This window comes from Pedobacter cryotolerans, assembly GCF_005116475.1.
Lineage (GTDB): Bacteria > Bacteroidota > Bacteroidia > Sphingobacteriales > Sphingobacteriaceae > Pedobacter > Pedobacter cryotolerans.
Map to the genome: position 1 here is coordinate 452,329 of NZ_SWBO01000001.1, position 26,585 is coordinate 478,913.

Genomic DNA, 26,585 nt, shown 5'->3' on the forward strand with positions numbered 1-26,585 from the left:
TATTTATAAATGTGATTTTGTGTTAAGAAATGCAGTGAATTTATTTTGAAAATGAATGGATGCTTTTCATCGGTTTTGTAGCCCCGCCATTCGCTACAATCTTTTACCGATAAAGCCACTAAAAAGCGGCTTTGGTAAAAGTATTTTCGCTGCTGTCTGGTTTAAAAATGCGCATTTAGTTTTTCATCGGTTAAACAAAGCGCCATTGCAGAGCCAACTTAAATAGTTAAAGTACGCTTGCTTAAACAATCATTTTTACAAACATCATCAGCTAGGTTTAAGCCATCCTTTTCAATTGTTCGCTTATTTCAATTGTTTTTTGTAAGCGTGATAATCTGGTTTGTTCTTGTTTGGCGCTCATGATCCAATGTTTCATTACCTTTTTGTAAGATGGTGCTTGAGCGTTAAAAAAATCCCAAGCAATTGGCTTACTTTTAAATAGGTTTTCGAAAGGTAAACTGAGTGCACTTTCTTCTTTTTCGTGCGAGTAGATGTTAGATTTTTCATCTTTACGCAATTTAAAAGCTGCTAAACCTGCAGGTTGCATTAAATTTGCTTTTGTTAGTGCTTCAACTTTGTTGATGTTAATTGTGCTCCAAATACTTGTGCTTTTACGTGGGGTAAAACGGATAGTATAACTTTCTTCGTCAATAGATTTTCTGATGCCATCTATCCAACCGAAACACAAAGCTTGGTCTACAGATTGCGACCAACTCATAGATTGTTTTTTGCTACTCACTTTATAAAAACCTACTAATAATTCGGTTTCTTTAGCGTGATTTTCTGCTAACCAATCTCTAAATTCTTCTTGTGTTACAAAAAATGTTGGCATCATGCTTAAAAATAACAGTTTTGGATTATAAACACTAAGATAGTGCTTCCAAATTGCAAATCTCTAACAGTTATGGGCTTCCAGCTTACAAACCTGAAAGAGTAATTAGCATAGAAATCACAAATATGGTTGTGCAAAAATTTTTACTTATCATACGCTGCACGTGTAACTTCTTTACCATTTGGGTCATAATATTTTACACTAACCTCTACAGAATTGTTAAATAAACCTTCTTTGTAATACCCATTTTTTTTTGTGATTTTTCCTTTTCCATTTAGTTTTGAGTCTAGCCAATTCCCCTCATAAATACTTTGAGAGGTTTTGAAGTAAAGTGTGCCAAAGCCTGTCAATTTCCAGTTTAAATATTCTCCAATGTAATAGTCGCCATTTGCCCAGGTAAATCTGGTTTTTCCGGTTGCTTGGTTATTCACAAATTCGCCAAAGTAGCTACTTCCACTTAACCATATAAATAGGCCATATTTTCTATTTCCTTCAAAAAATTGTCCTTCAAATTTGTTTCCGTTTGTATAGTTAATTTTACCTTCACCGTGGTATTTTCCATTAAGCCAATTCCCTTCGTAAATATCTCCATTTTCTAATTTTCGTTTTGCAAAACCACTTTCTGGCAAATCATAATAAACAAGTTTAGTTACCTCTTGATGATTAGGATTATAATATTTAACTATACTTTCATTGCCGTTTAGAAAAGCACCTTTTATGTAAAATCCATCTTTTCTTGTTAGTGTACCTTTTTCATGATACTGTCCATTAAGCCAATCTCCTTCATATTTAGAGCCATCTATAAATAACATTGTTCCAGTGCCAGTAATTTTATTGTTTCTAAATTCTCCTTCATAAATATCGCCATTGGCATAAACAAATTTTCCTTTTCCTGCTTGTTTACCTTCTTCAAAATTCCCTGTATAAGTATTTCCATTTGCTTGTTCTAAAACACCAATGCCAGAAAATTTTCCATCTTTAAAATTTCCTATGTAAATTCCGCCATCAGCATAATAAAAAGTACCCTGACCAGTCATTTCTCCTTTTTTCCAATTGCCATGGTAACTGCTAGAGTTTTCCCAAACGTAGCTACCCATACCAGAACGAACATCATCTTTTAGTTCGCCAAAATAAAATGACCCATCACCTTTTTTATCGTATATTTTGTATCCTATGTTATGTGTAAAATATCTAGTGCCATTGCTGTACATTCCAGAGGTTGGAAAATAAGTTCCTCTTATGGATATAGATCTTACCGTAGAAAATGCTTTGTTATTGCGATATACATATTGCGAAAAATAATTTTTATTAACTATATGTGTTACTCTGCCAGATATTACACCCTTATTAAAATGCATATTCAGTTTTTCTTGGTTTGGCAAATAAATAGTGGCTACATTTGTTACCAAGTTCTTTGTAAAATTTAAAGCAAATTGTATCTTGTCTTTATACACTATGGTAGCAATGCCCGACAAGAAATCATTTTCATAAGTTACATTAATGTTATTAATTTCTCCTGTTTTAGGATAATAGGTAGCTATTCCACTTTTTACGCCATCTATATAATTTGCACTAAGTTTAAAGGTGCTATTTTCAGAAAAACCTAGCCCATTTTTACAATTACCACTTGTACATGGCATATTAAAACTTACAATTTTAGATACTAAAACATCTAAATCATTTTTGTATTTAATTACAATATCTTCTATTCTTTTTTGTTCAATGTCACTATAATAAATGGCATTTTCTGCGTAAGTGTCTCTAGCACCTACAATTACCTTGGGTTCTGTTTTAACATTTCTATTATTCCACCAAGTTTCGAAATCTTTTAAATCAGCAGCAGATAAAGAAGTATTTCTATTTGCAGGAGTGTTTGCTTGCCTATTTCTATCTGCTTGTTTATCTGCTTCTTTTTGTGCATCTCTTTTTTCTTTTAGCGCTTGATTTTGGCCACCAACATACTGAGCTGAGCCCGCTACCGGAATTAAAAAAAATAAAACGCAAAGTTTATAAAGATTTTTTTTCATAAAACACTTACATCATGTATGATACTAATTAGTTAGACATGAAATTAACGTTTTTTTTAGATAAATAAGAATTGTTTAATAGCTGTTGCTAATAAAAACTAGAGCACCTTAAACCATTGTAAGTTTTGGTTCGGGTGCTATTTGGCCAATATTTTTCGTAACCTACACTTACTTCACTAGTGCCTGCAGTATTGGTGTAATTTAGTTTAGAGGTTGTAGCATCGTGACTAAAACCAACGCGAATTTTTTCGGTATCACGGCGTTTTAAAAATACATCTAAAATAATAGACACTACAAAAGCATCTGAATCTGAATTTTGATTGGTGCGGTACCAAATGCCAGTATTAAAGCCGCGGTATTTAAATTGAGCACCTGCACTTATAGAGCTTACATTGCCTTGTTTGTAATAAACTACCGATGGGATTACAAAAGCACCATCGTCTTCTAAATAATCGTAGCTAAAGCTTAGTGGAATTTTCATGCTGGCATTAATTGCCATACGCATTGGCAATCGTGCTTGTGCACCGCTAAAAGATTCATCGGGTCTGTTGATATGGTAAAGTGATGCGCCAACCATCGCATTGCGATAAATGAAATTTACGCCCGCTGCGGGGTCAAAAAAGTATTTGCTAGACATTTCTGGTAATTGGGCAGATGAAATACTACCTGGAATATAACCTAATCTACGGTCTAACTGATCGCCGAAAACAAGTTTTGTCCAATCGATTGTTCTATTGGTAAAACCTGCTTGTAAACCAAAATTAGCTGTAAAATCGTCGTCGCCAACACTATAAGAATAAGTTGCGGCAATGTTATTTTTTACCAAATAGGCTACGCCTTCGCTACTGCGGTTAAATGATAAACCAATACCACCCGAAAGTTTGGGTACATAAATATCTGCTGATGCATTAACATAGGACAAATCGCCACCCAAAGCGCTCCATTGGTTGCGGTAAATCATTCCTACTCTTAAATCGCCATCAAATTGGCCAGTTAAAGAGGGGTTTAAATAAATAGGGGCGTTAAAAAATTGTGAGAATAGCTGATCTTGAGCTTTGGTATCCAAACATCCCCACAGTAAACCTAACACCAATACTAAAATCTTTTTCATCATCTTATTAAATATATCTCTCCCGTTCGTTTGGGTGCTTTATTATCATAAGTCATTCCTTTCCACTCGGTGCCATTAATGAGTTCTACCTCTAGCTTCCAAAAATAAATGCCTTGTGGTTGTGGTACGCCTTTATATGTTCCATCCCAGCCTTCAACTGGTTTTCCATCATCTAATTGGGTAGTTTCCCAAACTACTTGTGCCCATTTATTAAAAATTTGCATTCTCCACGATTTTATACCCGAACCTACAGCCGTAAATTTTTGTAAAGGCGAACTTGTACCTCCCGGGATGAAAGAGTTAGGCAAATAAACATAACCTGGTACACCTACGATTTGAACTGTTTTTTGCAAACTATCTACACAGCCAAATTCATTAAACGTTCGCATGGTTACCAAGTATTTCCCAGTATCGGCGTATAGGTGTGTTGGGTCTTTTAATGTTGATTCAGCACCATCACCAAAAGTCCATTTATAGGTTTGCGCACCATTTGTACTGGCATCGGTAAATTTAAAGGTGTATAATGGTATACTTATAATTGATGCAGGGTCTATGTTAAAGTCTGCCCTTGGAGGTGGCACAATTCTGATATAATTTGGAATTGCAAATGTTTTAGGGCAACCTAATGCATTTACAGCTGTTAAACTCACGGTATACGTGTTTGCTGGGCCTTGATAGGTGTGAGTTGGTTCAAAAGCTGTAGAAGTTGTTCCATCGCCAAAATCCCAAAGGTAGCTCACCCCATCTTGACTTAAATTCTTAAATTTTACGGCTAACCCGATACATCCAGTAGTTGTTTCGGCAATAAATGACACTAAAGGTTGGGCCAATACGGTTATTGTTTCGGTAGTTGTAGCTTCAGAGCATCCGTTGGTGGCAAAAAGCTCAACGGTATAAACGCCTGGTCGGGTAAAAATATGGGTTTGTTTTTCAGATTGACTATTATTCGAAGTAATTACGCTTCCATCGCCAAAAGTATATCGATAAAAGGATGCACCGATTGTGTTGTTAAAAAAATCGACACTTAAAGGCGCACACCCTCTAAGCTGATTTGCATTTACAACCAACTCTGGAGTAATTGTATTTGGAGCAACTCGTATCGTATATTGAGATTCGCTAGTGCCGCAAGCATTGCTTGCAGTCATTTTTACAACAAAATCTTGAACAGTTGTGGTGGTAAAAGTATGTGTAACCGAATTTTTATTGTTGGTTGTAACTGTAGGAGTACCATCTCCAAAATCGTAAGTAAATGTATTGTTGTTACCTGGTGAGGTGTTGCTGAACTGCACTACAAAAGGCGAGCAACCTGATGTTCTGTTAGGAGAGAATATAGATATTGGATTTGGTTTTACAGTAACTGTGCTCGGAAATGCATTTGTACCACATGGCGTAGTAACTTCTAATGTTACGGTGTAAATTTTATCTTCGCCGGCAGGGTCTGCTAAAAATTGGATTGCACCAGGCTGTGTAAGGTTAGAAGTTGTTCCATTACCAAAATCCCATTTAAAACTTGCGCCTGTTAATTGGGTTGAGGTGTTGGTAAAAATTACTTCTAACGGTCCGCAACCTTCAGTTTTGTCTTGTGTAAAGGCCGCTGTAATGCTTTGGCGGGTGCTAAAAATATAAGCTACTTCAGCATTCGAACACCCTAAAACACTCGTAGTCACTAATTTTATTTCAACGGTTTGGTTGTCTGTTGCAATGGTGTAACCTGGGAATGTGATAGTATTGCCAATTTCAACACCGTTAGCGTACCAGGTATAGGTTGTATTTTGAGCAGGGTACGGTACCGCTTTCACATTGGTATCATCTATTAAAAATGGCGCACAGCCTACGTTATTCAGATAGGTGTATTCTGCTCTGGCATTTTGGTTTACGGTAATTTTTACTGAATTACTGATGCTTTGTAAACTGCCCGAACAAGCCGCACTACTCACTAATCTTCTATAATTTGTGGTTTGCGTAAGTAATGGTGGTTGAAAATCTTTTCCATCAGCACCTGGTACAAAAACCCAAGTTGTGCCATCGGTACTTTGCTCCCAAGCGTAACTGTAATTATTTCCGTCACCTCCATTAGGTTGGCTACCCACAATTAATACCGGATTTACATTCGCACAAATTACTTGATTGTCGGCTATTGTGTTATTGCCAACAGGCGGAAGAGCGGTGATGACGATGATATCACTAACAGATGTACAAGAACCAGAATTTACAGTACGGCGATAAGATAAACTTCCAGCAACGGTAACATTTAAATCTTTGTTAATTTGACCATTAATTACTGTCCAGTTTGTGCCATCGCTACTGCTTTCCCAAACGTAGGCAAAAACACCATTTCCACCAGTTGGTGTGCTGCCAGTTAAGGCAATGATTTGGTTAGTACAAGCTGTTGTTATAGGGGTAGATATGGAGTTATTTTGTAGCTCGGCCGAATTAAATATGATAACATCATCGGAGGTTGGTGGGCAAGGCGCTAATCCAGTAATTGTCCAGCGGAAAGTATAAATTTCGCCACCAACTAAGCCATTAACCTGAGTGTTGTATAAAGTGGCATCAGCAAAATTAACAGTTTGTCCAGATTCTACCGTCCACAGACCAGAATTTGTTCCAGGATTCTTGCCTTCTAATTGTGTGCTAGTTTGATTACATAAAGTTTGATCAGTGCCAGCAGTTGCTACTACAGTTGCTGAATTTACATTAATTATTGTTACAGCCGAGTTAGCGATTGCACAAGCACCACTTTGTACAACCGCTCTATAACTCGTAGCTGTATTAATATTTGTAAATGTAAGTGTTGTGGTTGTATTATTAATTGGAGTCCAGTTGGTTCCATCGGTAGAACTTTCCCATCTAATTATAGTGCCAATATAGTCAACTAAAGTGATGATTCCGCTATTAGTGCCGCCACAAACTACGGGAATGTTGGATGAGGTTGTACCGCCTACCGAAGGTTGGTTTCTGGTAATTGATACTTCATCTGAAATGGGGTCACAAGCAGAAGCTCCAGTTACAGTCCAACGGAAAATGTATGTGTTGCCAGCTATTAAATTATCTACTTGGGTAGTGGGTGAAGTTGCATCAACAAAAGTTGCCCCAAAGGTGGTAACTTCAGTCCATAAGCCTGAACCCGTTAAAATAGGATTTCCCTTAAGCGTATAGGAGCTAACAATACAAATTTCATCGTCAAGACCAGCATTCGGTATGGTAAGTGCTGGTTCTACCGTAATTGTTACTGTTACTGGCGCTCCTTCGCAGCCATTAATTGACGTTGGAGTAATGGTGTAAGTTACAATTCCTTGCCCAGTTCCATTATTAATGAGCGGATCATTTATGGCATTAACATTTCTTGCGGTGCCATTTTGAGAGTTGCCCGTAACTCCGCCTGTTGCTGTACTTATCCAAGTATAGGTAGTGCCAGCTAGGTTAGGGGTTAAAGTAATACCTGATAATTGTCCGCTACATATTACTGAGTTTGCCAAAGTAGCTGTTAATATTGGTTTTGGCGCAACGGTAACAACTAAAGTGAAAGGCACGCCGTTGCAACCATCGTTAATAGGAGTGATGATGTAGGTAACGGTTGCATTGTTTATAGGGTCTGAATTGGTTAAAATATCTGTAATGAAAATTGACGGAGTAGCCTGGTTATTGAAACCACTTGCATTAGCTGTTCCGGTTGCAGTCCATGTAAAACTTGTACTAGCTATGTTGGCTGTTGGCGCATAGTTAAGCGCAATTCCTGTACAAATTGTTTTAGTAGCACTACTAGTGATTTTAATTTCTGGTTTGATAAAGATTTTAATTTCTGCACTAACAGTTGTACAAGGCTGTTGTAAATCAGTTGTAACTGTATATTTTAGCGTTACCAGCCCGCTCGCTCTTTCGGCTGCAGTAGGTGTGTAAGTTGTAGTAGTATTATTTGGAGTGCTATAAGTACCTGAACCGCCTTCCCATCTTCCGCTTAATACATTTCCTGTTACAGTAGCTTGCAAATTAACTGATGCTTGTGTAAAACAAATATTTTGATCTGCTCCCAAGTTGATGATTGGTGCTTGAACAAACTCTATTATTTGTGATTTAGTTACCGAAGCACAGGTATTTTTATGTGTAACTGTTATTTGATAAGGAATATTTCTTTTAAAATTAATAGATGGATGTTTGCTGTTTTGATCGCTTCCAGGGTCAAATGTATAATCGGCACTTGTTAAGGCATTGCCATTGATGTCAGTAACAGTCCAAGTGTAGGTATCGGCTAAATCTACTTGTGTGCCTGTGAAAATAGTTTGAGTTGGTGTACCTGGAATATTGTCGAAAAGGTAACTCCCTAATCTACAAAGTTTTGTGTCTGGGGCTAAAGAAATGGTCGGTTGCCCATTTATGATGATGATAGGAGTGCCGGCAGCACTTCTTACCACTCCGCAAGCTCCCGAAGATATTTCTAATACGATGCTATATACCCCAGGATCTGTAAATTGAATTTCTGGATTTGGGACATTATTAATGAAATTTGTAAATCTAACATTGTTCGCATTAGTTACAATCCAATTGTAAGTTGGAGGCGGAGCTTGAGTGCAACTGTTGTCTAAAATTGATTTATCTGCAATTTTAACTAAGAATGGAGCACAACCAGTAGTAGCTGTGGTAATATCAAAAGCTGGTTTTGGAGGTTCTTGGATGCAGATTTGTTGAGTTACGGGTGCTCCCTCACAAACACCATTGGTCACTGATTCTAATTTTATAATATGATTGCCTTTTGTAGGGAAAGAGAATACAAAATTCACTGACTTTCTTACTCCTGATAATTGAATAACCCCATCTACATACCAATTATAAGTAACATCATTATCTGCACATTCGGGTGTATTTGCGCTAGGATCTTGGCCTGCAATCGACGTATTTATGAAAGTTACTGGTTGGCCAACACATCCTAATGGCGGTCCTGTAAATCTGTTTTCAGGTTTTGTTACAACTTTAGCGTAAGTAGATATTGTTCCCCCAACTTGACCGCATGGCCCAGATACAGAAATATTAATTCCGAAGACGTTATAAATGATTGACGGGCCTGTACTATAAGGTGGGTTTCCACAAGAAGATGTTAAGTATTCGTGTTTTACGGAGCCAGTTTTTAAATCACAAAAAGTATATGTTTCTGTTATTCCATCTCCCCATGAAATTTGGTAAGTATTACCAGGATAGTTATTCTGTATTCCCGTTTGTGAGCTTACATCTACCCCGTACTCAAGAAAGCCTCCAGGCAAACAAACCACATTAGTACCAGATGTAGAAAAATTATTAAAAACATTATTATTTACCACCATATATGCCCGAGTAGCAATGCTACCATCAGGCATAACGGCTTTAATACTTACGGTATAATGAGCAAGGGCTGCATTAAAAGATTGAATAGTAGTTGTGAAATTGAGATTTCCCACAATTGATCCGCTCAGCTCATTTTTAATTGTGCCTGTAACGGTACTTGTTGCAGTAGATTGATTTGTAAATGAAAAAGAAAAATTATTACGTCCAGGGCAAAAACCGAACATAAACTCTGATAACACCGGCCCTGAGCTTATTTCTGCCTTTATAGCTGTTCCTGCTCTAATTTCAAATGGAGCAGAATCCGTGGAAACTAATACCGGACTTGTGGATTTGATCCTTAATTTATACCCAGTTCCAATCGGAGTATTATCAGGGATTATACCATTAACAAAACTTGTGTAAAACCCTGTGTAACTTCCAATAACACTTAGTTCTACACCTAATGGAGACACTAACACAAGGTCAAAACGATTACCAGTTCTAATGCAAGAATTCGGATCAATATTAAATGTTGCCGCAATGGTGCTCCCTGGTGTATACGGACCAGGATCAACAACAACAGTATTTAGTTGTGCCTGCGCAGAAAACACAAAGCCAAACAGTATGCCAATAAATAGCAAACAAATATTTCTCACAAATAAACAATAGGGTTCGTAAATATAATGTTTAATTTAAAATTATATTATTATTCTTTAACGAAAATTTTACGAACAAAAAAATCCCTCAAAACTTACAGCCTTGAGGGATTTTATATGGATAAGTCCCCGCCGCGGCGGAGATTTAGAAGGGTTATTACATCATGCCGCCCATGCCGCCACCACCCATTGGAGGATGAGCGCCACCAGCACCAGCTTCTTCAGGTTCGTCAGCTAAAACAACTTCTGTTGTTAACAACATCGCTGCAATAGATGCTGCGTTTTCTAATGCAACACGAGAAACTTTAGTAGGATCGATAACACCAGCACCAATTAAGTTTTCGTAAACATCAGTACGAGCATTGTAACCGAAATCACCTGTGCCTTCTTTTACTTTTTGTACAACGATAGAACCTTCAATACCTGCGTTTTCACAGATCTGACGTAATGGCTCCTCAATCGCACGTTTAACGATAGCGATACCAGTAGTTTCGTCTTCGTTAGCACCTTTTAATTCTGATAAAGATTCTACAGCACGGATGAAAGCAACACCACCACCAGCAACAATACCTTCTTCTACAGCTGCACGAGTTGCATGTAAAGCATCATCAACACGGTCTTTTTTCTCTTTCATTTCTACTTCACTTGCAGCACCTACATAAAGTACAGCAACACCACCAGAAAGTTTAGCTAAACGCTCTTGTAATTTTTCTTTATCGTAATCAGAAGTAGTAGTTTCAATTTGAGCTTTTATCTGTCCAACACGAGCTTTAATATCTTCAGACTCACCAGCACCGTTAATTACAGTAGTGTTGTCTTTGTCAATTACCACTTTTTCTGCAGTACCTAAATAAGTTAAATCAGCATTTTCTAATTTATAACCTCTTTCTTCAGAAATTACAATACCACCAGTTAAAATCGCGATGTCTTCTAACATTGCTTTTCTTCTATCACCAAAACCTGGCGCTTTAACAGCAGCAACTTTCAGTGACCCACGAATTTTGTTAACTACCAAAGTAGCTAAAGCTTCGCCGTCTAAATCTTCAGCAATAATTAAAAGTGGTTTACCAGTTTGAACAGTTTTTTCCAATACTGGCAACAATTCTTTCATGTTGCTAATTTTTTTGTCGTAAATTAAAATGTAAGGGCTTTCTAATTCCGCTTCCATTTTATCAGCATTGGTTACAAAGTATGGAGATAAATAACCTCTATCAAATTGCATACCTTCTACTGTTTTAACTTCAGTTTCAGTACCTTTTGCTTCTTCAACAGTAATTACACCATCTTTACCAACTTTTTGCATTGCCTCAGCAATTAACGAACCGATTACGTCATCGTTGTTAGCAGAAATAGAAGCAACTTGTTTAATTTTATTATTGTCATCGCCAACAGCTTGAGATTGAGCTTTTAAGTTCTCAACAACAGCAGCTACAGCTTTATCAATACCACGTTTTAAATCCATTGGGTTTGCACCAGCAGCTACGTTTTTAATACCAGCAGTTACAATTGCTTGTGCTAAAACAGTAGCAGTAGTAGTTCCATCACCAGCAATATCTGCAGTTTTAGAAGCCACTTCTTTTACCATTTGAGCACCCATGTTTTCAATTGGGTCTTTTAATTCAATTTCTTTTGCAACTGTAACACCATCTTTAGTAATTGAAGGCGAACCGAATTTTTTATCGATAATTACATTACGACCTTTAGGGCCTAAAGTTACTTTTACTGCATTTGCTAAAATGTCTACACCACGTTTCAGGGCGTCACGTGCTTCAACGTTATATTTTACTTGTTTTGCCATTATTTAATAGATTTGAGATATGAGTATTGAGATTTGAGACATGATGTCGAACTCAAACCATATCTAATTTAATGATTTTTTTAAGTGAATTTTGATTGGCAGAATTGGCGAATGATAGGATCTTCAATCATTCTAAATTCAATCCTTCAATCATTTTTTTATAATGATCCTAAAATATCAGATTCTCTCATGATCAAATACTCTTTACCTTCGATCGTAACTTCAGTACCACCGTATTTGCTGTATAAAACTTGATCACCAACTTTTACTGTTAAAGGAATTAAAGTTCCGGTTTGATCAGCAAATCTGCCTGGTCCAACTGCAACTACAACACCTTGTTGTGGTTTTTCTTTAGCGGTATCAGGAATATAGATACCCGAAGCTGTTTTTTCTTCTGCCGCAGCAGTTTCAACAACTACTCTGTCTGCATAAGGTTTAAAGTTTAAAGCCATAAATACTTTTATTTTTAGTTTTTGTAATTGAATTAGTTCGTAATCTTATACGATGCTTAGGGTTAATCAGTTTTTATGCCAAGCTTGTTTTGCTTGTCAAATTTGCATTTGCTGTCAGTTTATACTTTTTCGAGTTTAAATGGAGGTGTCAGACTGTCAGAAAAGAAATCATTTTAGACCATAGTTTAATCCTTCAAGAAATAATTCGGAAAATGAATGTTATCACATTTCGGCAATTTCGGTCCTTCTTTTCTCTATATCTTTTCGCTGCGCTCAAAGGATGCCGTTTCAAGAAGGTTTATATAACAAAAGCTTGTAGTTCTTTTGTGGTTCAGGTGCTGGGCAGGTAGCAAAAAGATAACCCAAAGTAAGAATTAGTGATGATACGAACCATGGTTTTACTCATTGCCGTCATGCTCAGCTTGACTGGGCATCGTAAAGCGATAGTAGGCTTTGGACAATTAAAAAGTTTGTTTATCGCATTACGATTCCCGTTTTTACGGGAATGAAGAGCTAACTTCAAAACAAAAAAACTTCTGACCACTACAGGTTAATTATTAAAGTTAAAAACTATTAAATAGAAATAGTTAGATGGATAACTAATATATTTGCACCATTATGGGTTACGCAAAGGAAAGAGTAAAGTTAGAAAAGCTATTGGTTAAATTAAATGAGGTTAAGAGTTATAACGAGAAGAGCCTTGATGCGCTTTTTGATATCCATGAGCAATATTCTCATACTGTTAGAATTTTAAAGAATAAAGAGCCAGAAGTATTTACTATTCATTATACTGATGAATTGCAGGCTATTAAATTAGGCAAAAAAGCATTAAAAGAAAGCGATACAGATTTAACAAAAGAACAAAGTTTTAACGCTTACAAAGAGGTTATATTATCAGCGCTAAAGAAAACGATTAATACTGCCCTAGCAATTGTATAAAGTTTATTAACCTATCCACTGGTGTTTTGTGTTGTTCTTATCAGAAGTTATAGCTGCTGGAGTAGCTTTTTCAACACCACCATCTAAAATAGACATCCTTTCTCTTCTCATTGGCGATATCGCCAACCAAACATTAATGGGATTACAAATCCGTGATATAAGAAAGTTCGAGATGCCTTTCAGAACATCTCGAACAGCTGGATATTTCATAATATATTTATTAATTACACCCTGTTGTTGGTAGCTTATGCCATGGTTTGTGTCTCCGCGAACCAATCGAATGCAAATTTCGGTGCGTGAGGACACGCACCGAGGCATTAAACTATTTCAAAGAATGGCTTAGGGAATATAATCGTTTTACTGTCATGGCTTTAGGTGTGTTATATCTCAAGACAAAGTCTTCTTTTACATTTTTAGTTTAGGTAACCGCTGAAAAGCGAACACTCAAACCAGATTGGGGATTACAAATCCCTGATATAAGAAAGTTCGAGATGCCTTGCAGAACATCTCGAACAGCTGGTTTTAATGACTGGCTTAAGGAATATAACCGTTTTATTTTTATGGCTTTGCGGGTAATATATCTCCCGGCAAAGGCTTCGTTTCCAATTAAAGGTTTAAGTGGCCGCTGAAAAAGCGAACATTTAAACCAGATGGTAAGATTAAAGAGATTATCATCCCTGATATAAGGAAGTTCGAGATGCCTTTCAGAACATCTCGAATAGCTGGGATCACATCAACCAAGGAGCTAGTTCTTTCGTTAATATCCACTGCTCATTTCTACATTCAAAAAAATAGATGCTCAAACTTAAGACTTCATTTTTAGATGAAGTTCTCACAGTGAGTGCCGCCCTGTCGCATTTTTTAGAAAACTTTAGTTTACTTGCTTCAATAGACCAATCATTAGCTTTATACAAGATGGCAGAATTTTTTAGATAAGGTAATATTTTATTTGATTTGATTATGGATGAAGGTTTAGCTTTTTCATTGAAAATTACTTCATTTATGAAACTCCAATTATTACTTTTTAACATTGAATCCAATTTTATGGAAGAACCAAATGATTGCAACTCTTTTAGCTCTTCCCAAATGCTATCATTTATGATTATTGATTTGGGTAGCCTTGGGTCTCCTTGTTTAATACGAGAATCAATAGCTAAGGCATATAGGCATAAATGACTATTTCTATCTGCTTTTTGAGCATTTATAACGGATGTTATAGAAATAAAAATAAATGTTAGAATAATTCTCATATTAACATTTCTTTTTTTTAGATGAATTAGATGTGTTTTTATATTCTCTATTTCCATTGCTAGTTGAACGATTTTTGTTTGGAGCAGCAATATATGCTTGACTGTGTTGAAGGTTTTGCCAAAAGATATCTTGACAATATTCAGTCAATGAAATTGAGCTATCAGGTGATGTTAAAATTCCACGGGAAATGGCAAATCTTGTTAATAATGAGGCCATCGAATTTACATAAGTATTTGCCATTTGTGTATGCTGCGGTATGCCTTGGTTTGAATAGGGGGTTCCTGATTGGTCAAATAGAAATGTATTCATACCCGCAAATATATCATGTTCCAAGCCTGAAGTATGATGTATGCCGTATACCATATATGAGTGCATTAACTCGTGGATTAATGTAGCTGCAACTGCTAAATCTGTAGCCTCATTTAACATTAACTTATTAAGATGGATATACCCCGTAGTGTCGTTGGTAACACCATTTCTTCTTAAGATAAAAGAATTCCCGGCTGCATCGTACTTAGTTTGGTCATTAAATAGATGTTCACCTATCTTAATTTTGAAAGTGCCTGAATTCGCAATTGTACTTATCGAAGCAGAAGCATTTAGGTTTGCCATTGATAATAAATCAGAAAGAACATTTTGTATTTCACCTGCCTCAGAAATAATTTTAGTTGCAATTGTATCAACGCAAGGTCTAGCTGTAGAATCAACTTTAATTTCTTTCAAGATCCGGGGGCAAGCCGTTATCCCCGTATTCCCACCCATACAGATATTGCAAGGATTGTTATCAGAAGCTGTTCCATTTGGCTCGCCTGCACAATCGTATACCACAGTCTCTGTTATAACACCTCCAACAGGAGGAGGTCCAACAGGACCTGTAGGTCCACTACAAAATTCACCCAGATAAGTTACTGTCGAAAACATATAATCACCATATTGATCATAATAATAAACATGTAAGTACCGGCTGCTACAGGTTATGGTCGATCCATCTTCAGTTATCTCTGTGCTTAACTTGTTGGGGATATTCGCATTAGCGAGTTTGCCTTTTAAGCCACCTTTGCTTTGTGTGTTAGGTAGTTTAGAGGTTATTCTCACAGTGCCAGGAACTTGCCTGCCTTCTTTATAATAATGGCCTTCTAGATAGCTGTAATTTAGGTTATAGCTAATCATAGCTCCACTAAATCCTTCTATCTGCTTGTCTTTGTATCTCGTAACTGTTGATTCTCCTTTTTCATTGATAATTTCGGTAGCTCCTATCACCTCTATGACCTTCCCATCGGTGATTTCGCCATCTCGTTCTTCAAATATGTATTTTCTGGCATAGTCAATATCTTTGTTGTTTAGCTCGTACTTCTCTAATGGAACGGTCATTACGGTTTTGCCATCCTTGGTTTTCTCCATTTTTGCCTCTGCCCATATGGGTGTCTTTTTGTTTTCAATCTTAGTATTATGGGGCTTGTTTCCAGATCCTCCCTGGTTTGCCGAACTTACCTTAGGTAAGGTGGTCGTTTGTTTATTGTAGAATAATTTGGCCTTTTCCAGCAAAATTGCTGGTGGAGTTTCCGAACCCATACGCAATTCCTTTTTGCAGGAGTGAATAATAAAGGCTGAGGTTAAAAGGATTAAAATTAAGCAAAGGTTAAATTTTTTGAGGGGGGGTAAAAAGTTTATACATGATCGCGTTTTTTATTTCTATAATATTAATTATAAAAAACTACAGCTCCAAGTTTTTTGTACGAAAGGGTGTTTGCGTTGTATGAAGGGTATTTTGGTTGTATTAAAGTATTTTTCTTTTGGTTGGTGTTACCATCAATCCATCGCTTCTGAATAAAACAGATTTCTCAATCGCGAAAAGCTCATTTCGAAATGACGACAGTATTATAAACAAAAAAACTCCCTAGTAATTAAACTAGAGAGTTCTTTTTATTTCGTTTGAACGAATTATTTTTTAGTCGTATCAGCAGGTGTTGCTGCTGGAGTAGCTTTTTGTTGTGAACCACCACCTAAAACAGATGGAGTAGCTGCTTTATTGATTAACTCATCGGCTTTGCCAGCTGCACCAGTAGAAACACCAGCGCCAGATTTGCCAATAGTTGTAATTGCCAATGAAACTACTACAATTAAAGTTAACAATACCCAAGTTCCTTTTTCTAAAACATCGCCAGTACGTTGTACACCAAACATGTTACTGCCCGAACCGCCAGTAGCTAAACCGCCACCTTTAGGGTTTTGTATTAGAACAAATAAACCCAATGCAACGCAAAAAATAATTAATAAAATGACTAATAAGGTTACCATGTATAATATGTTGTTAAATTTTCTTTTCTAAAGATTGAATAAGGTCGGCAAAGTAACGGCTTTTTTCTGGAAACTTCAAACTTAATTTTTCATAAGTGTCTATTGCCTTGTGGTAAAGCATTTGCTCTATATAAATTGCAGCCAAGGTTTCAGAAACAAGGTCGTTATGATCTTCTGCGCTTTTCTTGGCTTTATTCTCTGTGTTAATCTGCTCTGCCTTTGGTGGCCTTATTTGTGGTTCGTTTTTAATAAACGATTCGATAATATCGGCTCCTTTATGCGTAATCTGTCTATTAATTGGCCCCTTACTGGCTTCATCGGCAACGTTAAAGGGTGTTTGCAAGTGAAAAATATGCTCTACATATTGTTGTTGCAGCTCGCTAGGGTTGGGGTTGTTATTTTTTTTTGGCGTTACATAAGGCTGAAAAATTTGCTCATGCTCCTTACGCGTTTTAGCCAACCACCATAAAAAAGTATAAGGTAATTTATCGTCGTCGTATTTGCTAACTGTTTGTGCTTCGGCTTCTTGGTCGTATTCTTCAACCAAAGCAATGTTAGGTTTCTGCTCGTCAACCGTAATTTGATCTGCACTAAAACTCTTTTCGAAAGCAAAAAAGTCGGAAGCTACAATACTTTCAATTGCAAATTCATCTGGTAAAGTTTCTTCTGCTGTTTTTTCCTCTATTTCAAAAACTGGAGCAGGTTTTAACTGTTCTGTAGGGATGTAAGCTGCAGCATTAAGCTCAATAATTTCATCAAAAGTTTCTTGCTCATCAGTTATTGATGCGTTTGATGTTTGAACCGAACTAACTTCGTTAATTTCTTCAAAAATCTCATCTTGTTCTACATCGTAATGATTGTCTTGAACATCACCGAACTCGTTAATTTCTTCAAAAACTTCCTGTTCATCAATTAAAGAAACTTCGTTTGGTTTATCTGCAACTTGCAATTCATCCGCCTGGATGGCGCCAAAAGAAAGCAAATGATAAGGTTTTTGAGCTAAACTTTCTGGTGCATGAATAACCTGATGCAACAAATTACCATTATTGTAAAGTGCAGCGGTTGCCAACTGATTGTTTGAATTTTCGCTATTGAAACTAGCTTTAGCCAATAGCAAATGCAATGGTTGGTAATATGGATATTTATCTACAAGATTTTGCAACATAAAGGCATGCTCTTGCGTAACCAATGATGGTTTTGCAAGTAAATTTGCCAGCTGTTGTTTGGTTTGTAAATCTAGCTCCATGCCGCTAAGTTAATAATTGAAAGTGCAAATTTATTACCATTGTGCAAAAGCTTGGTTAAATATATTTTCGGTAAGTTTAAAATTTACCGCTTTAATTAACCTTGCTTGCTGGGCTTCTAAACTTTGTCCGGCTAAAGAAAAATCTTCAAAAGCAGTGAAAGATTGCTCAAAACTTTTACTCTCTTTAAATTCGGTATTGTTAGTGTATTTTACTGCAACTGTTATAGTTAGCCTATTCGCTCCGGCAATTGGGGCACTGTTATCTTGTATGGCAATTGGCTTAATGTCATAACCTGTAATTCTGCCTTCAAAAACTACATCGGCTTCGTTTTGGGTTAAGGTTAAACGACTTTGTGTGCGTATACGCTCTTTTAAATCTTCAGTAAAAACGTTACTTAAAGTTGGGATTACCAATGGTGCATTGTTCTCGAACAATTGCACACGAACGGTTTTTAAACCTGTGGTAGATGCGCCATTAAATTTATAGCCACAACCGCTGAGAGCGCTAAGAGCGAAAACTGTTAAAATTAAGATCAGCTTTTTCATCTGTATATAGTTTGTTTTTTAATTGTGATGAAGCCCTGCCTACCGCAGGCGCAATGTTATTAAGTTAAGAAAAATTAACACGTTGGCGGGGAAGCCAACGCTGGAAGTTTCTTATGTTGGCGTCCCCGCCAACGCTTAACTTAATGACATTGACCGCAGGCAGTTATCAGATTTCTTCATCATTATAGGTTAAGTTCTTTTATTTTGCGGTAAAGTGTACGTTCTGATATACCCAACTCTTGTGCTGCAAATTTGCGTTTGCCTTTGTGTTTTTTCAATGCTTTTTTGATCAAATCAGATTCTTTATCAATTAAGGATAACGACTCTTCTACTTCTTCGGCATCATGCGCATAATTATAATCGGTAGGATTATTTTGCGTAGGATGTTTGATGGTTAACGTTGCCTCATTTTGGTTGGGTAAATCAATGTCGTGGTATAACTGATTAATATATTGAGGGTTATCTGCAATAACATGATCGGTATTCCCTCCATTTTGGATGATTTCTGCCACTAATTTCTTCAGCTCAACCATATCCTTTTTCATATCAAACAACACTTTGTACAAAATGTCTCTTTCAGAAAAATCTTCTTTGTTGCTGCCATTAATCGCCATTGGCAAATTATTGGCCTGCTCATTAGGAATATAATTTAACAAAGCCTGTGCATTTACATTTCTATCTTTCTCTAAAACGCAAATCTGCTCTGCAATATTTTTTAATTGCCTAACATTTCCTGGCCAGCTGTAGTTGCTTAAAATTTGTATGGCTTCGGGTTCTAGCTGTATCCCCGGACTGCGGTATTTGTCACTAAAATCGGCTGCAAATTTTCTAAATAAAAGATAAATATCTTCTTTTCTTTCGTTTAAAGCTGGTATACGAAGTGGCACCGTGTTTAATCTGTAATATAAATCTTCACGAAATTTGCCGTTTTTAACTCGGTTGTAAACATCAACATTTGTTGCAGCGATAATTCTTACATCTGTTTTTTGGACTTTAGATGAACCTACACGTAAATATTCGCCACTTTCTAAAATGCGTAATAAACGAGCTTGTGTACCCAAAGGCAATTCGGCAACTTCATCTAAAAAAATTGTTCCGCCGTTGGCAACTTCGAAATAGCCTTTACGAGCTTCGTGTGCACCAGTAAATGAACCTTTTTCGTGCCCAAATAATTCCGAATCTATAGTTCCTTCTGGTATAGCGCCACAGTTTACAGCAATAAAAGCACCATGCTTACGAGCACTCATTTGATGGATGATGTGCGAAAAAACTTCCTTTCCGCTACCACTTTCGCCAGTAATTAAAACCGACATATCAGTAGGCGAAACCTGTCTGGCAGTATCTATAGCACGGTTTAATAGCGGCGAACCACCAATAATACCGAACCTATTTTTTATATCTTGTATATCCATTTTCTTTTTAGATATGAGTATTGAGATGTGAGATATGAGACTTTAAGTCTTATAACCTTAACCCATCAACTATTTTCTTTTTGCTTTGGTCTTTAAGCTTTCCTTTCCCCTTTTGGGGGGTTGGAGGGATTAAACGATTCTTCCAATTAGCGTAGCTGATGTACAACGTTCTATATAAACATTTACATATTCGCCAGGTTTTACATTTTCTACTACCGGAAAAACTGCCATTGCGTTTTGATCGTTTCGTCCTCTAAATTCTTTATCAGATTTTTTAGAAAAACCTTCGATTAAAATTCTAACTGTTTGTCCAACAAATTCTTCTAAACAAGCCAATGAATCTTCTTGTTGTTTCTTAAATATTTCTGCTAATCGGCGAGCTTTTACATCTTCAGGAATATCATCAACATATTTACGTGCAGCTAAAGTACCTGGGCGTTCAGAATAGGAGAATGTATAAGCAAAATTGTATTTCGCATAATCCATAATGCTCAAAGTATCTTGATGTTCTTCTTCAGTTTCTGTGCAAAAACCTGCAATAATATCCGCCGAGATGGCGCAACCTGGAATAATGCGACGAATGGCATCAATTCTGTTCATGTACCACTCACGCGTATAAGTACGGTTCATTAAGGCTAAAATTCTGCTGTTACCAGATTGAACCGGTAAATGAATGTAATTACAAATGTTATCGTGTTTGGCTATGGTATATAAAACCTCGTCGGTAATATCTTTAGGGTGCGATGTAGAGAATCGAACGCGTAAATCTGGATTAATCGCTGCAACCATTTCTAACAATTGCGCAAAATTTACCGATCCTAATTCTTCATCTTTTTTAACCAATTTTTCTGGTAACTCATTTTTGCTAACCAAAGCTTCTAATAAAGCATCGCCAGTTAAAGTGTTCATTTCATCCGCTTCATCGATTTGCTTTTGTGTAATGGTACTCCCTTCCCCTTGGGAAGGGTTGGGGTTGGGTTTCCATAAATACGAATCAACATTTTGCCCAAGTAAGGTAACTTCGCGATAGCCATTTTCGAATAATTGACGACACTCCTCTACAATTGAAAAAGGATCACGGCTTCTTTCTCTGCCTCTGGTAAACGGAACTACGCAAAAAGAACACATGTTATCGCAACCACGCATAATAGTTACGAAAGCAGTAATGCCATTGCTGTTTAAACGCACCGGACTAATATCTGCATAAGTTTCTTCGCGAGATAAAATTACGTTTACAGCTTTATGTCCTTCTTCTACCTGACTAATTAAGCCCGGTAAATCGCGGTAAGCATCTGGGCCAACAACTACATCAACCAGTTTTTCTTCTTCTAAAAACTTAGCTTTTAAACGCTCGGCCATACAGCCTAAAACTCCCACAATTAATTTCGGATTTCTTCTTTTTTCTACCCCAAATTGAGATAATCGATTACGAACACGAGTTTCAGCATTTTCACGGATAGAACATGTGTTAATGAAAATTACATCTGCTTGGTGGTAATCTCCAGTAGTTTCAAATCCAGTTTCTGCTAAAATAGAAGCCACAATTTCGCTATCAGCAAAATTCATTTGGCAACCATAACTTTCAATGTAAAGTTTCCTGCCGTCGCTTTTAGTGTTTGCTAAAATCAAAGCCTCACCTTGGCGCTCTTCATCGTGTTTCTTGTCGGCTAAAGTTAATTCAATCATCAATTATTCAATTTTATTGGGTCTCAAAAATACAAAATTATATTCATAAATGACAAATTGTCAGCATCAAAATTATTGCTCCTTACATTATTCAAACAAAAAGCTATTGCAATTTGTATTATTGGTTTAATCTTAAATCTATGCTCAAAAATAAGAGATCAAGGCGATTAGCAAAATGGATAGGTGGAATTTTAGTAGGTTTAATAGTGCTTATTGCGGCTGTTTCTATTTTTATAAGTGCAAAGTGGAAACCTTTAATTACAGAAAAAATTAAAACTGGAGTTTATGAAGGATCTGATCGTTTGTATAAAATTGATTTTAGCGATATCCACCTTAATTTAATTACAGGTTCTGTTGTTTTGGATAGTATTTCATTGTATCCGGATAGTGTAGTTTTTAATCGACTAAAAGAAATTAAAAAGGCTCCAACTCATTTATTTAGGTTAAAATTAGCGCATTTAAAAATTATTCGAGTAGGGATTTTAAAAGCTTATTTTAATAAGGATGTTAAGATAAGTTCAATCGTTTTAGATCATCCATCGATAGATATGGTTTACAGTAAAGTGCCAAAAAGAAGTGATACTGTTAAAGACGAGAGAACACTTTATCAACAGATTGCTAACTCCTTAAAATCAATTCGTGTTAAGGATATTAAAGTAATTGATGCCAATTTCGATTATTACAATGGCTTAAAAAAATTGAATGCGGTTAAACATTTATCTATTAATGTAAAAGATGTTTTGATAGATTCGATGGCGCAATTTGATACAACTAGGGTTTTTCATAGTAAAGATATTGCATTTAATATGAGTGGCTATAGTTCTTTAACAGCAGATAAAATGTACACCATCAAGGTGGATACACTAAAAGGTTCTATTAGTAACAAAACTTTAAGAGTTGTTGGTGTTCAATTGATACCGATGTATGCTGATTTAGCATTTAGCAGGAAATATAAGGTTGGAAAAGATAGGTACGATTTAAAATTTGATGAGATTAGTTTAAGTGGTGTAGATTTTATTGGATTAAATAACGATGGGAATTTTCATGCTAAAAGATTAAACATCGGCCCAGCCAAAGTAGCGGTATTTTTAAATAGAGAATTACCACCACCTGCTTTTGATAAAGGAAAAAACTATCCGCATAATGCGTTAAAACGTTTAGAGATGCAAACATTGGTTGATACATTAACGCTAAATAAATTAGATATCGCTTACACTGAATATAATCCGCAAACTAAAGAACGAGGAACTTTAAAGCTTGATAATTTAAGCGGACAAATCTTAAACATCACCAACGACTCAGCAAGATTGGTTAAAAAAAATCATGCCTATGCAGATTTAACTACTTCTGTAATGGGTGCCGGAAAGCTAAACGTTAAAATTGATTTTAACTTAACAGATAAAAATTCAGCATTTAGCTACACTGGTCATGTTAGTCCGTTTAATTTAAAAGTTTTAAACCCATTATCTAGGTCTTTAGGTTTGGTTGCCATAGAAAGCGGAAACGTTAAAAGTGTTGATTTTAATATCAATGCCAACCAAAATGGAAGTTCTGGAACTGTTAAATTTTTATACAATGATTTAAAAGTTAATCTCTTAAAAGAGAATGAAAATGGAGTGAAAGAAAAAAAGGGATTGTTATCGTTTTTGGCAAATACGGTTTTAATTAAAAACGATAATCCAACACAAGGTGAAGCAATAAGAACTGCAAATATTACTTTTACTAGATTGCCTCAAGCATCATTTTTTAATTTAATGTGGAAGAGCATTTTTACTGGCATTAGAGAAACTGTTGGATTGGGAATAGTTCCTGTTAAGGGGCAACCAGCTCCTGTTAGCAAAGCAAAGGCAGAGCGTCAACAAAGAAGAGCAGAGCGTAGAGCGGAACGGGCGAAGAATTAGTATTTGTCATTCAGATCCGCCGTGGCGGAGAAGAATTTCAATCCATGTTTCTAATGAGAATACAGAGAAGTCGGAATCACAAATCAATTTACTATATTAGGCTATGTTAAGAACACACAGATAATTGATTAGTATGGCTGAAAAAGCATCCCGAAGAAAATTACTCAAATGGATTTTAGGCATTTTGCTTTTTGTTGCTTTAATTGTAGTTTCAGTTTCATGGTATTTAAGTGCAAAGCTTAAACCCATCATTCAAAAAGAATTAAAAGAGTTGGTATTGAAATCAACAAGAGGTTTGTACAAAGTAGAATTTTCTGATCTCCATACCAATTTAATTACAGGCTCTGCTACCTTAATTGATATTAATATTGCACCTGATACAGCTATTTACAAACAATTAATAGCCGAGCAAAAAGCACCAAATAACCTTTATTACATTAAGTTAAAAAAGCTTTCCATTAAAAACTTTAAACCATTAACCGTTTATTTTGATAAAAAAGTAGATGTGAAACTGTTGCTGTTTGATAAGCCAGACATTCAAATGGTAAATAGGCATTTTGATTTTAATGATGATCGCCCACCACGTCCTCGTCAATCTCCTTATGATTACATTAAAAAACTTTTCAAATCTATCAGAGTAGAAACAGTTGATTTTAGAAATGCGAAGTTTAAGTACATTAACAATAATGGAGCAATACCAGAGATAGATTCGGTTAATAACATCAGTATTAAATTAAGCGATTGGTTAATCGATTCGCTATCTGCCGAAGACCCCAAAAGATTTTATTTATTGAAAGATGTAGCCGTAAATTTAAATAACTACAGTTTTGCTACACCAGATAGCGTGTATTACTTAAATGTTAACCAGCTAGATTTTAAAGCTTCAAGCGGGAGGGTTAACATTAAAAAGTTTGCCATGGTACCTCGACATAGTGAAGCAAATTTTGCTAAAGTAAATGGTTATGCCCGTGATAGTTTTAATATCCAATTAAATAACATCAATCTTTTAGGGATCAATTTGCAGGCCTATTTGCAAAAGAGAGAATTAATTGCCAATCAGATGCAAATTGCTGATGGAAGTGTTGCGGTATTTAACAATAATTCTTATCCTAAGCTGGTTAAGATTAAAAAAGGGGCATTTCCGCATCAATTGCTGCAACAGCTAAATGCCAAGCTTACTATAAAAAAAATAAAGCTCAGCAATATCGATGTGAGTTATGCAGAGTTTGATAAAACAAGTAAACAAATCGGTAAAATATCATTCGAAAAAACTTCGGGAACTATTAGCAATGCTACAAATGCACCAAAGGTTAAAGCAATCAATCATTTTATGCAAGCAGATTTGCTTAGCCATGTAATGGGACAAGGTAGGTTAACTATCAACTTTAAATTTGATTTAAACTCGCCCATTGGCGCATTTGATTATAAAGGAGCTTTAACAAATTTAGATGGAAGGCAACTAAATAAAATTACCAAGCCATTGGGTATGGTGCAGGTAAATAGTGCTGATATTAAAAAACTAGCTTTTGATATTAAGGCTAACCAAGAAGTTGCCAAAGGAAAACTTGATTTTGCATTTAACGATTTGTCTGTAGCGCTATTAAAAAAGGAAGAAGGCAGGCAACGTTTAGTAAAGCAAGGTTTGCTTTCTATTTTAGCAAATGCTTTGGTTTTATATTCTGATAATCCGAGTGCGGATGGAAAATTTACTTCTGCAACCATCAATTATCAAAAAGAACCAACGGCATCATTTTTTAGTTTTATATGGCGAACACTTTTTGAGGGAGTAAAATACAGCGTAGGTGTTACCCCGCAAAAAGAAGCTGAAATTAAAGCGCATGTAAATAAATTTGAGCAAATGAAAGAAGATAGAGATGAACGTAGAAAGCGCAGGCAATTAAGAATTGAACGCCGAGAAAGGCAAGAGCGATAACAAAAACCGCCTTGCAAATTTAATGCAAGGCGGTTTTAATTTATAATCCTTCGACAAGCTCAGGATGACAAAACTATCAAATCAATGAAATCACATTAATCTGTGTAATCCTTTTTAAACTATCCAGTTCCAACCAAATCTATCTTCGGTTAAGCCGTTTCTAATGTCGTTTAATTCTTTGGCAATGCTTGTAGAAACCGTACGAGTGCTAGTTTCGCTTAATTTATACAATTCACCTTCAAATCCAATTTCACCAATTTGAGTTACCGTAGCTGCAGTACCAACTGCAAAAGCTTCAGTTAATTTACCATTTTTGGCGCCTTCAATAATTTCGGCAACAGTTACTTTTCTTTCTTCAACAGTAATACCTTTATCTTTTGCTAACTCAATAATCGTATCACGAGTTACACCATTTAAAATGGTTTCGCCTATTGCTGCTGTGATTAATTTTCCATCTAAAACAAACATTACATTTGCTGCTCCAGATTCTTCTACCAAAGTATGGGTAGAAGAATCAGTCCAAATTAATTGATCGAAACCTTCCTTTTGTGCTTGGGCAAATGGATATAAAGAGCGGGCATAATTACCGGCAGTTTTTGCATAACCTACTCCACCTTCGTTTGCACGGGTATATTTCGTTTCTATTTTTACTTTTAAAGCTTTGGTGTAATATGGGCCGGTCGGACTAGCCAACAAAAAGAATTTATAGGTATCACTTGCTTTAACGCCTAAAGAAGCATCTGTAGCAAACATTACTGGTCTTAAATACAGCGAGTAATTTTCTTGAGTTGGTACCCAACCTTTATCAATATTAATTAAAGCAGCAACAGCTTGCATAAAAATTTCTTCAGGGATAATTGGCATTGCCATTCTATCTGCAGAAATATTAAAACGCTCAAAGTTTTTGTTAGCTCTAAACACACTCACATCGCCATTTGGCAAACGATAAGCTTTCATTCCTTCAAAAATTGCTTGTCCGTAATGCAAAGCAGAAATTGCTGGGCTCATCGGAATTGGGCCGTAAGGTAAAATCTGTAAATTTTTCCATTCGCCGTCTTCGTAGTCGGCCATAAACATGTGGTCTGTAAAAGTTTTTCCGAATGGGATGTTTTTAAAATCTGTTTCAGCTAATCTCGGATTGCTGTTTTCGGTAACCTTAATTTGTAAAGTATCTATCACTGCCTTAGGTATTAAATTTGGGT

General features: G+C 36.1%; 17 protein-coding genes. 3 read left to right on the plus strand and 14 right to left on the minus strand.

Annotated elements, in window-relative coordinates; translation table 11 throughout:
* Positions 1–277: 277 nt before the first annotated feature.
* The 6 genes from FA045_RS02080 to groES all read right to left on the minus strand — a co-directional run bounded on the left by FA045_RS02080 (position 278) and on the right by groES (position 12,171).
* Positions 278–835 carry a YdeI/OmpD-associated family protein gene (locus FA045_RS02080; RefSeq protein WP_136873935.1) on the minus strand — a complete coding sequence of 186 codons (558 nt, stop codon included), beginning with the start codon at positions 833–835 and terminating at the stop codon, positions 278–280.
* 140 nt (positions 836–975) lie between these two features.
* On the minus strand, positions 976–2,859 hold the full coding sequence (locus FA045_RS02085; protein WP_136873937.1) for an MORN repeat-containing protein: 1,884 nt from the start codon (positions 2,857–2,859) through the stop codon (positions 976–978).
* A gap of 88 nt (positions 2,860–2,947) precedes the next feature.
* On the minus strand, positions 2,948–3,973 hold the full coding sequence (locus FA045_RS02090) for a PorP/SprF family type IX secretion system membrane protein (protein WP_136873939.1): 1,026 nt from the start codon (positions 3,971–3,973) through the stop codon (positions 2,948–2,950).
* On the minus strand, positions 3,970–9,921 hold the full coding sequence (locus tag FA045_RS02095; RefSeq protein ID WP_136873941.1) for a PKD domain-containing protein: 5,952 nt from the start codon (positions 9,919–9,921) through the stop codon (positions 3,970–3,972). Before FA045_RS02095 ends, FA045_RS02090 begins: the two co-directional genes overlap by 4 nt.
* A 157-nt stretch (positions 9,922–10,078) precedes the next feature.
* On the minus strand, positions 10,079–11,719 hold the full coding sequence (gene groL, locus FA045_RS02100) for a chaperonin GroEL (protein WP_136873943.1): 1,641 nt from the start codon (positions 11,717–11,719) through the stop codon (positions 10,079–10,081).
* A 158-nt stretch (positions 11,720–11,877) separates the two neighbouring features.
* Entirely contained in the window at positions 11,878–12,171 is a 294-nt protein-coding gene (groES, locus tag FA045_RS02105; protein WP_136873945.1) for a co-chaperone GroES, read from the minus strand.
* Between the two features lie 618 nt (positions 12,172–12,789).
* Between groES and FA045_RS02110 the strand changes: the two genes are divergently transcribed.
* A complete protein-coding gene (locus tag FA045_RS02110; RefSeq protein ID WP_136873947.1) occupies positions 12,790–13,110 on the plus strand; it encodes a hypothetical protein in 321 nt (106 codons plus the stop codon).
* A 728-nt stretch (positions 13,111–13,838) separates the two neighbouring features.
* On the opposite strand, the gene FA045_RS02115 is transcribed toward FA045_RS02110, so the two are convergent.
* The 7 genes from FA045_RS02115 to FA045_RS02145 form a co-directional block, all read right to left on the minus strand.
* Positions 13,839–14,360, minus strand: a complete 522-nt coding sequence (locus FA045_RS02115) for a hypothetical protein (RefSeq protein WP_169305003.1) — start codon at positions 14,358–14,360, stop codon at positions 13,839–13,841.
* A gap of 1 nt (position 14,361) precedes the next feature.
* The gene (locus FA045_RS02120) at positions 14,362–15,933 is read right to left on the minus strand and encodes a hypothetical protein (protein ID WP_136873951.1); all 1,572 of its coding nucleotides are present in this window, start codon (positions 15,931–15,933) and stop codon (positions 14,362–14,364) included.
* Positions 15,934–16,302: 369 nt separating this feature from the next.
* On the minus strand, positions 16,303–16,659 hold the full coding sequence (secG, locus tag FA045_RS02125; RefSeq protein ID WP_136873952.1) for a preprotein translocase subunit SecG: 357 nt from the start codon (positions 16,657–16,659) through the stop codon (positions 16,303–16,305).
* A 13-nt stretch (positions 16,660–16,672) separates the two neighbouring features.
* Complete coding sequence (locus FA045_RS02130) at positions 16,673–17,905, minus strand: hypothetical protein (protein WP_136873954.1); 1,233 nt, start codon at positions 17,903–17,905, stop codon at positions 16,673–16,675.
* A 33-nt stretch (positions 17,906–17,938) separates the two neighbouring features.
* Positions 17,939–18,451: an LptE family protein gene (locus tag FA045_RS02135; protein WP_136873956.1), complete on the minus strand. Its 513-nt coding sequence runs from the start codon at positions 18,449–18,451 to the stop codon at positions 17,939–17,941.
* 182 nt (positions 18,452–18,633) lie between these two features.
* Positions 18,634–19,863, minus strand: coding sequence for a sigma-54 interaction domain-containing protein (locus FA045_RS02140; protein ID WP_136873958.1), 1,230 nt, complete (start codon positions 19,861–19,863; stop codon positions 18,634–18,636).
* Positions 19,864–19,992: 129 nt separating this feature from the next.
* Positions 19,993–21,549 (minus strand): MiaB/RimO family radical SAM methylthiotransferase, encoded by a 1,557-nt coding sequence (locus FA045_RS02145; protein WP_136873960.1) that lies wholly within the window; start codon positions 21,547–21,549, stop codon positions 19,993–19,995.
* A 140-nt stretch (positions 21,550–21,689) separates the two neighbouring features.
* Here FA045_RS02145 and FA045_RS02150 point away from each other — a divergent pair, with 140 nt between their 5' ends.
* Positions 21,690–23,450 (plus strand): AsmA family protein, encoded by a 1,761-nt coding sequence (locus FA045_RS02150; RefSeq protein ID WP_136873962.1) that lies wholly within the window; start codon positions 21,690–21,692, stop codon positions 23,448–23,450.
* Between the two features lie 133 nt (positions 23,451–23,583).
* The gene (locus FA045_RS02155; RefSeq protein WP_136873964.1) at positions 23,584–25,383 is read left to right on the plus strand and encodes a hypothetical protein; all 1,800 of its coding nucleotides are present in this window, start codon (positions 23,584–23,586) and stop codon (positions 25,381–25,383) included.
* Between the two features lie 114 nt (positions 25,384–25,497).
* Here the strand turns inward: FA045_RS02155 and FA045_RS02160 are convergent, their stop codons facing one another.
* Positions 25,498–26,562, minus strand: coding sequence for a branched-chain amino acid aminotransferase (locus FA045_RS02160; RefSeq protein WP_136873966.1), 1,065 nt, complete (start codon positions 26,560–26,562; stop codon positions 25,498–25,500).
* Positions 26,563–26,585 lie beyond the last annotated feature (23 nt).